This is a genomic window from Aminipila luticellarii (assembly GCF_004103735.1).
In the GTDB taxonomy this organism is placed as follows: Bacteria; Bacillota; Clostridia; order Peptostreptococcales; family Anaerovoracaceae; genus Aminipila; species Aminipila luticellarii.
The window spans coordinates 2,107,667-2,123,619 of sequence record NZ_CP035281.1; the positions used below are offsets into that span (position 1 = coordinate 2,107,667).

10 protein-coding genes are annotated in these 15,953 nt (G+C 44.5%); 2 read left to right on the forward strand and 8 right to left on the reverse strand.

The window, feature by feature from the left end; translation table 11 throughout:
• Positions 1-75 precede the first annotated feature (75 nt).
• The 3 genes from EQM06_RS09840 to uvrB form a co-directional block, all read right to left on the reverse strand.
• Positions 76-1,509: a nicotinate phosphoribosyltransferase gene (locus EQM06_RS09840; protein WP_128746272.1), complete on the reverse strand. Its 1,434-nt coding sequence runs from the start codon at positions 1,507-1,509 to the stop codon at positions 76-78.
• Positions 1,510-1,627: 118 nt separating this feature from the next.
• Positions 1,628-4,468, reverse strand: a complete 2,841-nt coding sequence (gene uvrA, locus EQM06_RS09845; protein WP_128746273.1) for an excinuclease ABC subunit UvrA — start codon at positions 4,466-4,468, stop codon at positions 1,628-1,630.
• 67 nt (positions 4,469-4,535) lie between these two features.
• Positions 4,536-6,512, reverse strand: a complete 1,977-nt coding sequence (uvrB, locus tag EQM06_RS09850) for an excinuclease ABC subunit UvrB (RefSeq protein WP_128746274.1) — start codon at positions 6,510-6,512, stop codon at positions 4,536-4,538.
• A gap of 256 nt (positions 6,513-6,768) precedes the next feature.
• Here uvrB and EQM06_RS09855 point away from each other — a divergent pair, with 256 nt between their 5' ends.
• Both EQM06_RS09855 and EQM06_RS09860 read left to right on the forward strand, forming a co-directional pair.
• Positions 6,769-8,175 (forward strand): citrate/2-methylcitrate synthase, encoded by a 1,407-nt coding sequence (locus tag EQM06_RS09855; RefSeq protein WP_128746275.1) that lies wholly within the window; start codon positions 6,769-6,771, stop codon positions 8,173-8,175.
• 90 nt (positions 8,176-8,265) lie between these two features.
• Positions 8,266-8,934 carry a prepilin peptidase gene (locus EQM06_RS09860; protein WP_128746276.1) on the forward strand — a complete coding sequence of 223 codons (669 nt, stop codon included), beginning with the start codon at positions 8,266-8,268 and terminating at the stop codon, positions 8,932-8,934.
• On the opposite strand, the gene EQM06_RS09865 is transcribed toward EQM06_RS09860, so the two are convergent.
• The 5 genes from EQM06_RS09865 to nifJ all read right to left on the reverse strand — a co-directional run bounded on the left by EQM06_RS09865 (position 8,904) and on the right by nifJ (position 15,937).
• Positions 8,904-9,518: a TetR/AcrR family transcriptional regulator gene (locus EQM06_RS09865; protein WP_164914428.1), complete on the reverse strand. Its 615-nt coding sequence runs from the start codon at positions 9,516-9,518 to the stop codon at positions 8,904-8,906. The two genes, EQM06_RS09860 and EQM06_RS09865, sit on opposite strands and share 31 nt — an antisense overlap.
• 17 nt (positions 9,519-9,535) lie before the next feature.
• The gene (locus EQM06_RS09870; RefSeq protein ID WP_128746278.1) at positions 9,536-10,489 is read right to left on the reverse strand and encodes an HlyD family secretion protein; all 954 of its coding nucleotides are present in this window, start codon (positions 10,487-10,489) and stop codon (positions 9,536-9,538) included.
• Positions 10,490-10,505: 16 nt separating this feature from the next.
• The gene (locus EQM06_RS09875) at positions 10,506-11,513 is read right to left on the reverse strand and encodes an ABC transporter permease (protein WP_128746279.1); all 1,008 of its coding nucleotides are present in this window, start codon (positions 11,511-11,513) and stop codon (positions 10,506-10,508) included.
• Complete coding sequence (locus EQM06_RS09880; RefSeq protein WP_128746280.1) at positions 11,510-12,259, reverse strand: ABC transporter ATP-binding protein; 750 nt, start codon at positions 12,257-12,259, stop codon at positions 11,510-11,512. Before EQM06_RS09880 ends, EQM06_RS09875 begins: the two co-directional genes overlap by 4 nt.
• 144 nt (positions 12,260-12,403) lie before the next feature.
• Positions 12,404-15,937 (reverse strand): pyruvate:ferredoxin (flavodoxin) oxidoreductase, encoded by a 3,534-nt coding sequence (gene nifJ / locus EQM06_RS09885; RefSeq protein WP_128746281.1) that lies wholly within the window; start codon positions 15,935-15,937, stop codon positions 12,404-12,406.
• Positions 15,938-15,953 lie beyond the last annotated feature (16 nt).

Below are 15,953 nucleotides of genomic sequence, written 5' to 3' on the forward strand. Positions count from 1 at the left end.
ACTTGTGAAAAAAAGGATTTAAAAAGACCAAACGCTTCCGCATTTGGTCTTTAGCTTCTGTCCCATATAAGGTTTTTAAAAATTCTGATGCTCCTCAATCAGCTTATGCTTTGTCTGCCATAATTTCGGAGATAAATCTACGTAATATATCTGGGGGTTTTCAAATCGGAGCAATTCATCCCACAAGGTTCCAATTTGTTGCTGGCAATATTCCTTGATCTCATCAATGGACGGACTGTTATAAACGCACTTACCCGCTTTAAAGATGGGAACTCTCAAATTCTTGGCATAAAAATTATAAATAGTCTTTCGTTTCCATACAGCCTGCGGATCAAAAATTTCGTAAGGCTCGTCCTCCGGAATGACCTCCCCATCCAGCGTAATGACATCCGCAATCACCTTGTTGGTATCCTTATCAAACAATCTGTACACCGTCTTGAACCCGGGATTGGTAATCTTCTCCACATTTTCGCTGATTTTAATTTTAGGGATCATTTCTCCGTCTTTTTCCAGAGCCGAAAGCTTGTATACTCCCCCAAATACCGGTTCGGATCTGGAGGTAATCAGCCGTTCGCCCACGCCGAAGGAGTCAATGCAGGCACCTTCCAGTATCACATCCCGTATGATGAATTCATCCAGAGAATTGGATACGACGATACTGCATTCCTGCAAGCCCGCTTCGTCCAGCATGGCTCTTGCCCGCTTGGTCAGGTACGTCACATCTCCGCTGTCTATACGAATTCCCATCTTTTCAGGTTTCATTTCCTTGAAGACCCGAATGGCATTTGGCACACCGGATTTGAGCACATTGTATGTGTCCACCAGAAGCACGCAATTATTGGGATAAATCTCCGCATACTTTTTAAAGGCCTGATATTCGTCGTCAAACATTTGCACCCAGCTGTGGGCCATGGTTCCAAGAGCCAAAATTCCGTAATCTCTTTCAGAAATAGCACAGGCCGTTCCCATGCAGCCTCCGATATAGGCTGCTCTGGAGCCCAGAACTGCCGCAGAAGCCCCGTGTGCCCTTCTGGTTCCAAACTCCATGACGCCCCGTCCCTTGGCAGCCCGCACGATCCGGCTGGCTTTCGTCGCTATTAAGCTCTGATGATTTATCAGAAGCAAGATCATCGTTTCCACAAACTGAGCCTGCATAAGCGGACCTCGTACAGTCACCAGCGGCTCACCCGGAAAGATAGGGGTTCCTTCCGGGACAGCCCAGACATCACAGGTAAACTTAAATGCTTTCAGGTATTCCAAAAATTCTTCACTGAACATCTTTTTACTTCTCAAATAATCGATATCTTTATCCGAGAAAGACAAATCGTTCAGATAGTCGATGACCTGCTCCAAGCCTGCCATAATCGCAAAGCCCCCGCCATCCGGTATCTTTCTGAAAAACATGTCAAAGTATGCAATGTCATTTGCCATATCGGTTTCAAAATAGCCGTTGGCCATAGTGATTTCATAGAAATCAGTCAACATGGTCAAATTAAGACTCTTTGTCATTGGATTTATCCTCCGTTTACTTTATATTCATGTATATTCCCTATACATCGTTTTCTGTTATTTTCCATTATGCCACCTATCACGTCAGGTGTAAAGACTGAATTTATTCAAAATCAGCCTATAACAGCTTTTTCAGGAATTCACCTGTGTATGAATTGGGATTTTCCGCAATTTGTTCCGGCGTGCCGGTTCCTATGATCGTTCCGCCTCTGTTTCCTCCGTCAGGCCCCAGATCGATAATATGATCCGCCATTTTAATGACTTCAAGGTTGTGTTCAATGACGACCACCGTATTTCCCGCATCCACTAATTTTTCCAGCACCTGAATCAGCTTATCCACGTCGGCAAAATGCAGTCCGGTGGTCGGTTCGTCGAGAATATACATGGTTTTTCCCGTACTTCTTTTGGAAAGCTCCGACGCCAGTTTTATTCTCTGAGCTTCTCCGCCCGAAAGCTGGGTGGAAGGCTGCCCTAATTTGATATAACCGAGGCCTACCTCTTCAAGCGTTTCCATCTGTCTTGCGATCGTCGGAATATTTTTAAAGAATTCAGCTGCTTCGGATACATTCATATCCAGCACATCGTATATGCTTTTTCCCTTATACTTCACTTCCAGCGTTTCTCGGTTGTAACGCTTTCCCTTGCATACCTCACAAGGAACATATACATCCGGAAGAAAATGCATCTCAATCTTTATGATGCCGTCTCCGCTGCAGGCTTCACACCTTCCGCCTTTCACATTAAAGCTGAATCTTCCCTTCTCGTAGCCTCTGACCTTGGATTCCGGCAGCTGAGCAAATAAATCTCGAATAGGAGTAAACACGCCCGTATACGTTGCCGGATTAGATCTCGGTGTTCTTCCGATAGGAGACTGATTGATGTCGATGATCTTGTCAATATTCTCCAGTCCCAGGATCTTATCATACGCTCCGGGTCGTTCTTTGGATCGGTTGATTTTCTGTGCCAGCCCTTTGTATAAAATTTCGTTGACCAGACTGCTTTTGCCCGATCCGGACACACCGGTCACACATACCAGCTTGCCCAGCGGAATCTCTACGTCCACATTTTTCAGGTTATTTTCCCTTGCCCCGATTATTTTCACGGACTGCCCGTTGCCCGGCCGCCTTTCTTCCGGCACTTTTATAACCTTCGTTCCCGACAAATATTGTCCCGTTAAGGATCGTTTGCACTTCTTGATGTCCTCTACCGTCCCCTGTGCAACCACTTCTCCTCCATGAATACCGGCACCCGGTCCGATATCCACGATATGATCCGCCGCATACATGGTATCCTCGTCATGTTCTACTATCAGCAGCGTGTTTCCTATATCCGTCAGATGTCTCAGGGTCTTTAGCAGCTTTTCATTATCTTTCTGGTGAAGGCCGATGCTCGGCTCATCCAAGATATACAGCACCCCCACCAGGCTGGAGCCGATTTGCGTGGCAAGGCGGATTCGCTGAGATTCCCCTCCCGATAAAGTTCCGGAGGCTCTGGACAAAGTGAGATAGTCTAAGCCCACATCGATCAGGAAGCCCAGTCTTGATTTAATTTCCTTCAAGATCTGATGAGCAATCTTCTCTTCCTTCCCGCTGAGCTGTAAGCCCTCCATAAAGGCTACCGCTTCCCGGATAGGCATATCTGAAATCTCTGCAATATTTTTTCCTCCCACAGTAACAGCCAGCACTTCCGGCTTTAATCTCTTTCCGTGACAGGCCTCGCAAGGCGTGATGCGCATATATTGCTGCATCTTGTCCTTTATAAATTCCGAATTTGTTTCCTGATAACGGCGTTCCAGGTTGTTAATGACCCCTTCAAAGGGGTGATCCCGGTAAGACTCCGACTGATTGTTTCTGCTCTTATAATAATATTTCAGATGCCTGTTCCCTGTACCATAGAGAAGTTCTTTCTTGAACTTGGCCGGAAGCTTGTTGTACGGCGTATCCAAGTCAACACCATGCTCTTCGGCCAGGGCTTCGATCATCTGCCTGTAAAATCCGGTTATTTCCATGGACGCAAAAATATTGCCAAGGCAGCCGCCCGCAATACTTAAGTCCTGATTTTCAATGATCAGATCCGGATCGATCCTCTGATTGAATCCCAGTCCGTTACATTCGGGACACGCACCAAAGGGGCTGTTAAAGGAAAACATTCTCGGTTCCAGTTCTTCTATGCTGACGCCGTGTTCGGGACAAGCCAGCTTGGTAGAAAAGATCTTGTCGTGCACCTCTCCGGTTTCCTTATTCTGAATCTGGGTTACAACTAAACCGTTGCCGTGAGAAATGGAAAGTTCCACAGCTTCGGCCAGCCTGCTTTCCGCACCTTCCTTTATAATAATCCTGTCTACGACGATTTCTATAGTATGTTTAAAGGTTTTCTCCAGTTTTACTTCTTCTTCTGTAATGTTTACCAGTTCGCCGTCGATTCTGGCTCGGGAGAAGCCTTCTTTCCGAATTCGTTCTATGATCTTTTCATGCTCGCCCTTACGCTCTCTGATAACAGGCGCAAGGATTGTAATTCTCGTCCCATCGTCTAACAACATTAGGCTGTCCACAATCTGGTCTACGGATTGGCTTTTGATTTCCCGCCCGCATACCGGGCAATGAGGAATCCCTATCCTCGCATACATCAGACGCAGATAATCATGAATTTCTGTGACAGTGCCTACTGTGGAACGGGGATTCTTGCTGGTGGTCTTCTGGTCGATAGAAATAGCGGGGGAGAGTCCTTCGATATACTCCACATCCGGCTTTTCCATCTGACCCAGAAACTGTCTGGCATAGGAGGACAGGCTTTCCACATATCGTCTCTGCCCTTCCGCATAGATGGTATCAAAGGCCAGGGAGGATTTTCCCGAACCGGAGAGCCCTGTAAGAACCACCATTTGATCTCTTGGTATCGTAATATCTATATTTTTTAAATTGTGCTCACTGGCACCTTTTATAATAATTTCGTTTGCCATTTTTTCTCCATTTGTAACCTTGTGTAACAGGTGTATCGCTATTGAACGATATACCTTGATTTTCTAACTAAAGCTTCAACTTATATTCAAAGATCTGGTCTCTTAACTGAGCCGCTCGTTCAAACTGTAAATCGGCGGCAGCCTGCTTCATTTCTTTTTCAAGCTTCTTGATATATTCCGTCAGTTCTTTCTTGGTCAATTCAAGCGGACTCTTTCCCGCATAGTATTCCATCTCTTCCTCTGCGACTTTTGTGGCTTCGATTACATCCCGTACCGCTTTTTTCACAGTAGTTGGTGTAATGCCATGCTTTTCATTATAGGACTGCTGAATACCTCGTCTTCTCTCAGTTTCCTCAATCGCCTTTTTCATAGCGTCGCTCATTCCGTCTGCGTACATGATGACCCGGCCCTGTGCGTTTCTTGCCGCACGGCCTATGGTCTGAATCAAGGAAGTCTCTGTTCTCAAAAATCCCTGCTTGTCCGCATCTAAAATGACCACCAGCGAAACCTCCGGAATATCCAGTCCCTCTCGGAGCAGATTGATCCCCACGAGCGCATCAAAAACACCCAATCTCAAGTCCCGTATGATTTCCATTCGTTCCAGTGTATCAATTTCCGAATGCAGATACCGTACCCGGATTCCCACATTTTTCAGGTAATCGGTCAGACTTTCCGACATTTTTTTCGTTAAAGTGGTGATAAATACCCGTTCTCCCTGCTCCGCCACCTTATTAATTTCGCCTATCAGATCATCGATTTGTCCTTCTGTCTTTCGGATTTCGATTTTAGGATCCAACAGACCCGTCGGACGAATCACCTGTTCCGCCGAAATTCCTCCGCTGTTCTCCAGCTCGTATTTTGCCGGGGTCGCACTGACGTATACGATCTGGTTCACCATGTTCTCGAATTCTTCAAATTTAAGAGGCCTGTTGTCCAAAGCGGAAGGCAGCCTGAACCCGTACTCCACCAGGGAGGATTTTCTTGAACGGTCTCCGGCATACATCGCGTGAAGCTGGGGCAGCATAACATGGGATTCATCTATTACAATCAGGAAGTCCTCCGGAAAATAGTCGATTAAAGTATACGGCCGATTCCCCGCCGGCAGTCCGTTTATATGTCTCGAATAGTTCTCTATTCCCTTACAGCTTCCCACTTCTCTAAGCATTTCCAGATCGTAGTGGGTCCTTTGCTCTATTCTCTGAGCTTCCAAAAGCTTTCCCCGATCCTTGAACCAGGTCACCCGATCCTTTAATTCCTCTTCAATGGTAACCAGCGCCCGATCCATATTTTCCTTTGAGGTAACATAGTGGGACGCCGGAAATATGGCCACATGGTTTCTTATTCCCAGGATTTCTCCCGTTACCGGATTCATTTCCTTGATGCTCTCTATTTCATCGCCAAAAAGCTCTACCCGAACAGCACTTTCCGCTCCGGCGGGATAGATGTCTATCGTGTCTCCTCTTGCCCGGAAGGTTCCCCTTGTAAAGCTCATATCATTTCTGGTATATTGAATATCCACCAGCTTCCTTAATATATCCTGCCTGCTCTTTTCCATCCCCGGTCTCAGGGACAGCATTTGATTTTCATAATCAAACGGACTTCCCAAGCCATATATACAGGAAACGCTGGCAACAATAATAACGTCCTTCCGCTCGGCGAGAGCCGCCGTGGCAGAGTGACGCAGTTTCTCTATTTCATCATTAATATCCGAATCCTTTTCAATGTACGTATCCGTAGAAGGCACATAGGCCTCCGGTTGATAATAATCATAGTAGCTGACAAAGTATTCTACCGCATTGTTCGGAAAAAACTCTTTGAACTCACCGTGCAGCTGAGCTGCCAGTGTTTTATTGTGGGAGATCACCAGTGTAGGTTTCTGAACCCGTTCAATAAGATTTGCAATTGTAAACGTTTTTCCCGATCCCGTCACCCCAAGCAGAGTCTGATGTTTTTTACCTTTAGAAATGCCCTCTGCAAGGCGTTCCACCGCCTGGGGCTGATCGCCCATCAGCTTAAAATCCGAAACTATTTTAAATTCACCCATTTATCTGCCTCTTTTGTTATATAAGAACATTTGTTTATTTTATCATATCACACACAACTTTTATTGTCCAGATGTGATTATTTTTATTTATACCCTTGTTGTTATCCTTTTATCATGATATACTGTAAAAGTATAAATTTTTTGTTTTGGCAAGTTGAATCGATATTTTTGTGATATCGATTTTATTAAAAATATAATTGTATACGGTTATACATTTTGGAGTATTCCAAACATAAAATAGATTGAGGTGATGATTATGGGTGACAACTATGAGGCTTTTACTGCGGAAAACGATCGATTAATCGACAAGTTATCAGAGGAAAAGGCTTTTTACAGGAGTAAAGCAAAAATTTTAAGCAAGACCGATATAATCCCGGATTCTTTATACATTGAAAAGGATGTAAAAAGAGGACTCCGCAACGCCAATGGAACCGGAGTTATTGTGGGGCTCACTAAGGTGGGGGACGTAATCGGATATGATTTTGACGAACAGGGAAACAAGATTGCCATTGACGGGAAGCTGTATTACCGGGGCTACGATGTGGAAGATCTTTTTAATAACTGTGTAAAAGAGAACCGTTTTGGATTTGAGGAAGTAACATACCTCCTTCTATTCGGAGAACTTCCCAGCAAGGAGGAATTATCCGAATTTACCAAGCTGCTGGGAGCTAAACGAGAGCTTCCAAAGGGCTTCGCCAGAGACATGATTTTGACGGCACCTTCCAAAAGCATTATGAACAAGCTGGCCAGAAGTGTTTTAGCCATGTATTCCTATGATGACAACCCGGACGATACCTCCATAGAAAACGTACTGCGCCAATCCATATCCCTTATCGGACATTTTCCGGCACTGATCGCATATGGTTTTCAGGCAAAGCGTTCTTCCTTTGATAATGAAAGCCTGCATTTGCACAATCCAATTCCGGAGTTGAGTACGGCAGAAAACATTTTACGAATGATTCGCCCCACGGGCGAATACACCGATATTGAAGCAAAACTGCTGGATTTGTCTCTGATATTGCATGCAGAGCATGGAGGCGGTAATAATTCCACCTTCACGACTCACCTGGTCTCCTCTTCCGGTACGGATACATATTCGGCTATTTCCGCAGCTGTAGGCTCCTTAAAAGGTCCTCGGCACGGGGGAGCCAATATTGCTGTTATCAATATGATGCACGATTTGGTTCATCACGTGAAGGATATTACCAACGAGGCTCAGGTGGAGGATTATCTGGTAAAGGTTCTAAAAGGAGACGCCAATGACAGGAGCGGATTAATTTACGGACTGGGTCACGCGATTTACACCATTTCCGATCCAAGAGCCACTCTGCTGAAAAGCATGGCAAGAAAGCTGGCTGAAAGCAAAGGATTGGAGGATTCCTTTCACCTGTATGAATTTATAGAAAACCGCGGAGCCTCCCTGTATAAAGAGGTCAAGGGCATCGACAAGCCTATGCCGGCTAATGTGGACCTCTATTCCGGTTTTGTGTACAGAGCTTTAAACATTCCGGTAGACATCGCAACCCCTCTGTTTGCCACCGCCAGACTTTCCGGATGGTGCGCTCACAGGCTGGAGGAAATCATTACGGGCAGACGTCTGATGCGTCCGGCCTACAACGGAGTACAGCCTTATTTGGAATATGTTCCCATAGCGAAGAGATAAGATCCCGTGGAATAGACTAAAAAACAAAAGCCGCTTGACAATATATGTAAATTCATCTATGATATTACATATATTGGAAGGAGGCTTTTTATGTTGTTTCTTTTTTTTGCCAGCGCACTTTATTCCCTCACTATCGTTTACAGCTTCGATTGCATTCCGTATTCCTGGCTGTGCGATTATGATGCTGATCTTATAATCCAGCCGGAGAAAACGCCTTTATCCTTTTCTATGTATTTCTTCCCGGTATTTTTGTTTACCTCCTTCAGCCTGTTTCTGTTTTTCCATGAAACGCATACCCCGCTGAACACCTTAACAGAACTTCTTATGATATTGCTTCTGGCTCACATCTGTTTATCGGACAATCTTTATAGAATCATACCGGATCAGCATATTATCTTGATTTTCTTGCTGGGTATCCTATATTCGGACTCCCCAAACATATGGTATAAATTGGAGGGTCTCCTTTCCGGAGCACTGCCCTTTATATTCCTGCTCACGATCGGTGTCCTGCTGCGAAATCAGGAGTATATTGGCTTCGGAGACATCAAGCTCCTGTCTGCTCTAGGCTTTTTTATGGGTGGTACAGACGTTTTTTCTGTATATATCCTCAGCAGTCTTCTAAGCGGACTGTTTTCTGTTTTGCTGATTTTGGGGCTTACCTTAAAAAAGGAGAGAAATCTTCCGCTGGTTCTGCCCCTGGCTCCTTTTATCAGTTTGTCCTTTATTTTTTATACCGGTTTTTTCTCTCTATCCTCTTGAACTTTTAACTCTTTAATCATATACGTTATGCAGCCGGTCAAATTAATTTCTTCCAATCTCTTTCCCAATTCCTCCATAGGAAGCTCCATCTTATGTCTAAACCAGTACCCTATGACTCCCAGCTGTGCCGCTGATACATATTCCAGTGCATATTTCAGGCTGCTTTTTTCCCAATCGACTACATCTTTTTTCAGTCCGAACATTTCTGTCACCGTATCCTGCATGATCTTTTTTAATTTATTTACACTGTTTATTTCTGCACTTTCACCAAAAAACAATTCCAGTATCGATTGCTCTTCATAGAAAAATTCCTTAGGCAGCAGTTTCATATCTATTTTCTGGCTGCGAATTAATCCTCTGACAACTGGGATAGCATGTTCCCTTATTCTTTCAATGGCTTCCGCTTCAACCTTTTCTTTCAGATCATATATATCCGTGTAATATACGTAAAAGGTTCCCCTGTTGATGCCAGCCTTATCGGTGATCTCCTTTATACTGATTTTTTCCATTCGTTTTTGTTTATAAAGCTCTAAAAAAGCATCTCTTATTTTTCCTTTCGTTTCCTGTACTCTCTTAGAATCCATATTCTCCTCCTCTATAGCTATAACGCCACCTTTACCCTCTGCCCAATGCTGACTTTGCATTCTGCCGGAAGCAGGATTTTTACTCTGATGCTTTCCTGGTTGCGGTTAGCCGCACTTTGCATTTCTTTTGGCGTATATTGTGCCTTTACGTCTATATATTTTATTTTTCCTTCTATAGAAGTCTCTCCCAGGTTCACCGCAGCCTTCTGATTGTATTTAATCCGGTCTAATTGATCCACCGGGAAATAAATCACAGCATACCGCTCCTTGGAGGATGAAATATCCGCTATATTATATCCGGCGCCTATGACATCTCCCTCTTCATAATTTTTACTCATGACTATGCCGTCACATCCCGCTGTAATCGTATATTTTTTTAATATTTCAGTTTGCTGGTTCAGCTGGCTCTCCAGTACAGCCACATCAATTTCAGCGGAATTGCCTGCTGTTCTGTCGGATACATTCTTCATTCTGGCACTGGCATCTTCCACTGCGCCTGCCGCTGTTTCATAAGCTACTTTTGCACTGTTCAGCGCATCCTGCGAAATAGCAGACTGTTCATACAAAGCCTTCGCCTTATGGTAATCTTCTTTTGTTTTTGTCTCGACTGCCACTGCACTGTCATAGTTGGCTTTCGCTGCACTGTAATTATTATCTGCTATGCCGCCTTTTCCCACCTTGCTGTTATTGACCGCTAATTTTGCCTTCTGTAAATTTAATGCCAGCTGTTCCACTACATATCTCTGATTTGTATCATCTACTACCGCCACCGTATCTCCCTTTTTGACCGGGCTTCCAAGCTCAACGGGACACTTTACGATTTTTCCCGATACTTCCGAACAATGCGATACCAGGATCCCTTCCACCTGGCCTGTATATTCACGGCTGTCCTTTCCATAAACATAAAACAGACCCATTCCAATCAATAAAACTATTATAACAGGTATGATCTTCTTTTTGGATTTTATCATAATGAGCCAACCTCCCTTATATATTTCTGTATCGTTTTAACAAATTCGTATTAATAATCGCGAAAACAATCGATAAAGCAGTAAGGATCCCCAAATCCGGCAGTATATCCATAAATCCCGCATTTTTAAGCATAACAGCCTTTAAAGCATCTGCCGTATAATAAAGCGGCATAGCTCTCCCCACCGCTTCCAGTTCGGGAGGAAGGGTAAACAGTCCTGTAAAAACGGCTTGGGGAACAATGATTAGAGGAATGAACTGTATCATCTGAAATTCTGAATTGGCCGCTGTAGAAATCAGGATTCCCAGCGTCAGTGCGGATATGGCGGTCACCAGAGTAATAAGCAACACAAGCCATATAGAGCCTACCATCAGGACCCGCAGGACATATACCAGATAAAAACAGATGACCGCCGACTGTACTACATTTACCGTTCCAAATCCCAGCACATATCCGGCGACGACCTCCCACCTCTTTATAGGCGTGGATAATACCTTTTCAAGAGTACCCGTGGTCCGTTCTTTTAAAAATGAAATACCGGAAATCAAGAATACGAAAAAAAATACTAAAAGCCCCATTAGTATAGAGGCAAAGCTATCAAATAAGGACATGTCTTCCGCCCCGTAAACATACGTTACATCCGGTATTAAATCCGAACGTCTCTGATTCATTCCTTTTCCGGCAGCCTCAATGGCCTTCATTGCATTCCCTGCTTTTGATGAATTACTTCCATCGATCCAGACATGCACTCGTCCGCTTTCCATTGTGACAACTGCCGTGACCTCCCCTTTTTCTATGTCAGACGGACTCTGGCATCGTATTGGTACAGCATTGTTCTGGTACAATTCTTCGATGAACTTCTGAGGGACATTTATAATGCCAATGGGAAGGGTATCTTCAGCTGTTTCAAATACAAAATACAGTAAAGTAAGAAGCAGCAAAGGTGCCAGCAGCGTTAAAGCCAACGTACGCTTGTCATTTCTAAGCTGCATTAAAATTCTTTTAGCCACAGCCCTTACCTTCATAGCCTTACCTCCTCCCCTTCCTCCCTTTCACCGCTGAAATATAAGAAGGCTTCTTCAAGATTCTTCGCACCTGCCTGTTCCTGTATCTCCGCAGGAGTCCCCTTTGCCAACAGCATCCCCTCCCTCATCATGGATAAATGGGTGCATTTTTCGGCTTCATCCATAACGTGAGTAGTCACCAGAATTGTGGTGCCTTTCTCCGTCATCTGGTATAATTCATTCCATATATTTTTTCTGAGCAAAGGATCTATTCCCACCGTTGGTTCGTCAAGAATAAGCACCTTTGGTCTGTGCAGGATGGTCATAGCTAAAGACACTCTCCTCTTCATCCCGCCCGAAAAATTTAAAACAGAGGTATCCAGACTTTGGGAAAGATTGACGACTTCCATGACCTCCTCTATCCTTTCCTTAAGCTCTGCCTCCTTTATTCCATATAGCTGCCCAAAGAACACTAAATTTTCTCTGGCTGACAAGTCTCCGTAAAGAGCATCTGATTGTGCCATATACCCCACCTGCCTCATAAGCTCCAAATCCGGCATTCTTTTATTTAAGAGCAGAACTTCGCCGGAGGTCGCTTCTGAGATTCCGGCAATGATTTTTACAGTAGTTGTCTTTCCGCAGCCGGAAGGACCCAACATGCCATAAATATCTCCATAGGGTACTTCTATATTAATGTCCTTTAAAATCTGGTGCTTTCCAAAGCTTTTATCCATATGCTTGAGTACAATGCAGCTTTCTTTTTCCATTGGGTATACCGCCTTTAAAACTAAATTTATTAACGCCGTAACATGACAACATGTTGTTATGTTTTAATCATATAAAAAAAACAGGCAAATTAAAATACACAATTTACCTGTTTTTGTTGAAGTTTCTATCTATTTTAGAATTGTTTACTTTTGTTCAGCCAGCTTTTTATAGCCTTCATACCTTTCTTTTGCATATTCCTCCGTCATATCGAACAGCTTGTCGGCTATGTCCGGGAATTCTCTGGTCAGGGAAGAATATCTCATCTGTCCCATAATGAAGTCTTTGAAGCTTGCCGTTGGTGCTTTGGAATCCAGAATAAACGGATTTTTACCCTGCTTCTTCAAGTCCGGGTTAAATCGGTATAGGTGCCAATATCCGGCTTCTACTGCATCCTTAATGTTTTCCTGCGATTTGCCCATGCCCTTTTTCAATCCATGATTGATGCAAGGGGAATAAGCTATAATTAAGGATGGTCCGTCATAAGCCTCTGCCTCCCTTATGGCTTTCAGGAGCTGTGCCTTATCCGCACCCATGCCTACCTGAGCCACATATACATAGCCATAGGACATAGCCATCATACCCAAATCCTTTTTTTTAATTCTCTTTCCTGCTGCTGCAAATTTAGCCACCGCTGCTGCCGGAGTAGCTTTGGATGCCTGTCCGCCGGTATTGGAGTAAACCTCTGTATCAAATACTAGGACATTGATATTTTCTCCGGAAGCCAGTACGTGATCCAGACCGCCATATCCAATATCATACGCCCAGCCGTCTCCTCCAAGAGCCCAAACAGATTTCTTCACCAGATAATCTTTATTGTCTGCAATCTTCTGGCACAGCATCTTGATGACCTCGTCGGAGGTGTTCAGATTCCGGATGCACTGCATGACCTTATCGCTCTTGGCTCTGGACTCTTCCCCGTCCTCTTTATATTCCAGCCATTCTTCGATGGCTTCTTTCAGATCTTCCGGAATATCCAGTTCGATCAGCGTTCTCATCGTATGTTCAATTTTTTCACGCATCTGCTTGGATGCCAGCAGCATGCCGTATCCGTATTCTGCATTATCCTCAAACAAGGAGTTCGCCCAAGCCGGACCTCTGCCGTTTTCATCCTTGCAATAAGGCATGGATGGTGCGGATGCTCCCCAAATGGAAGAACATCCCGTCGCATTAGCGATCAGCATTCTGTCGCCGTAAAGCTGGGTTACCAGCTTTATGTATGGAGTTTCTCCGCAGCCTGCACAGGCTCCTGAGTATTCAATATATGGCTTTGCGAATTGACTGCCCTTGACCGTATCCTTGTCTGCCAATTTGTCCTTTACCGGTATATCCTTACCGTACTTCCAATTTTCGGCCTCTTTTACTACTTCGGCATAGTCTTTCATGACCAATGCCTTCTGCTTAGCAGGACAAATATCTGCACAGTTTCCGCAGCCCATACAGTCTAATGCGGAAAGCTGCATTCTGAAATGATATCCTTCCATGCCTTTCCCGATTGCCGGAACGGTTTCAAAAGAATCCGGTGCTTTTTCTTTTTCTTCTTCGGAAAGAAGTACCGGACGGATCGCCGCATGCGGACATACGAAAGAACATTGATTGCACTGAATACAAACTTCCTTATTCCACTCCGGAAGATGAATGGCCACTCCGCGCTTCTCATATGCGCTGGTTCCCGAAGGGAAAGTACCGTCTTCTCGTCCCTTAAATGTGCTGACAGGAAGATCCTCTCCTTCTTGCCTGTTCATAGGAATCAATACTTCTTCTATGAATTCCGGCAGTATTTCTGCTTTTCCTTTCGGATCCTCCGCATTGCTCCATTCTTCAGGCACCGTTATTTTTTTAATACCGATAATGCCGGCGTCTACAGCCTTCCAGTTCATTTCAACAATGCTCTGGCCTTTTTTCTTATAGGTCTTTTCAATGCCTTCTTTCAGATATTCTGTAGCCTGTTCCATTGGAATAACATTGGTCAGTTTAAAGAATGCAGCCTGCATGATCATGTTGATTCTGCTGCCAAGACCAATCTCCTCCGCATATTTCCAGGCGTCTATAACATAAAAGTTGATCTTCTTCTTTGCCAGCTCTCTCTTGATCTTGGCAGGAAGATGTTCTTCTACTTCCTTTTCATCCTCCCATAAGCAGTTCAATAAGAAGGTGCCGCCCTTTTTCAGGTCTTTCAGCATATCGTACTGCCTTAGATAAGCCTGATTGTGGCAGGCAACAAAATCGGCCTGATTGATCAGGTAAGTGGATTGTATTGGATGTTCTCCAAATCTTAAATGAGAAATCGTCACACCGCCGGATTTTTTTGAATCGTATGCAAAATATCCCTGTGCGTATAAGTTGGTCTTATCTCCGATAATTTTAATAGCGGTCTTATTTGCGCCTACTGTACCGTCCGAGCCAAGTCCCCAGAACTTACATTTAATGGTTCCTTCCGGTTCTCTTGCAATTCCCTCTGTATAAGGAAGTGAATTTCCTGTCACATCATCTTCAATACCGATGGTGAAGTGGTCTTTTGGCTTTTTATGATACAGATTATCATATATGGCGTGAACCATGCCCGGTGTCGTGTCTTTTGAACCCAGACCATATCGTCCGCCGTATACTTCCGGAGCATTTTTTTCACCGTATAACATGGTCTTTATATCTTGATACAAAGGTTCTCCCAGTGCTCCCGGTTCTTTTGTTCTGTCAAGCACAGCTATTCTTTCAACAGTCTTTGGAAGTACGTCCATAAAGTATTTTTTAACAAACGGCCGATATAATCTTACCTTGATCAAGCCAACCCGGTGTCCTTCCAGAATCAGCTTATTCATCGTCTCCTCTATGGTCTCGCAGACGGATCCCATGGCCACGATGATGATCTCCGCATCGGGAGCACCCACATAGTCAAACGGCTTGTAGCTTCTTCCCGTCAACTTGCTGATTTCATCCATATATTCCACAACAATCTCCGGAACCGCCTCGTAGAATTTGTTTGCAGATTCCCTCGCCTGAAAGAATATATCCGGATTCTGAGCTGTTCCTCTGATCACCGGATGCTCAGGATTTAATGCTCTGTCTCTGAACTCCTGTATGGCTTTCCAGTCTACCAGTTTCTTGAAGTCCTCATATCCGATGACCTCAATCTTCTGAATCTCATGGGAAGTCCTGAATCCGTCAAAAAAATGAAGAAAAGGAACACGGGACTTAATGGAAGCAAGGTGTGCAATTCCTCCTAAGTCCATGACTTCCTGCACGGAACCGGAAGCAAGCATGGCAAAACCGGTCTGCCTCGTAGCCATTACATCCGAATGATCTCCAAAAATACACAGGGCATGTGTTGCAACGGTTCTCGCCGCCACATGGAATACGCCCGGCAGCAGCTCTCCTGCTATCTTATACATATTTGGAATCATTAACAGCAATCCCTGAGATGCTGTATATGTAGTGGTTAAAGCTCCCGCCGCAAGGGATCCGTGAACCGTTCCCGCTGCTCCGGCTTCTGACTGCATCTCCGCTACCTTTACAGGCTGTCCAAAAATATTTTTTCTGCCATAAGCAGCCCATTCGTCAACGACTTCGCCCATCGTTGATGACGGCGTTATGGGATAGATCGCTGCGACCTCAGTAAATGCATAAGATACATGCGCTGCTGCGGTGTTGCCATCCATCGTTCTCATTCTACTCTGTGTCATCTTGCCCTCCTATCAC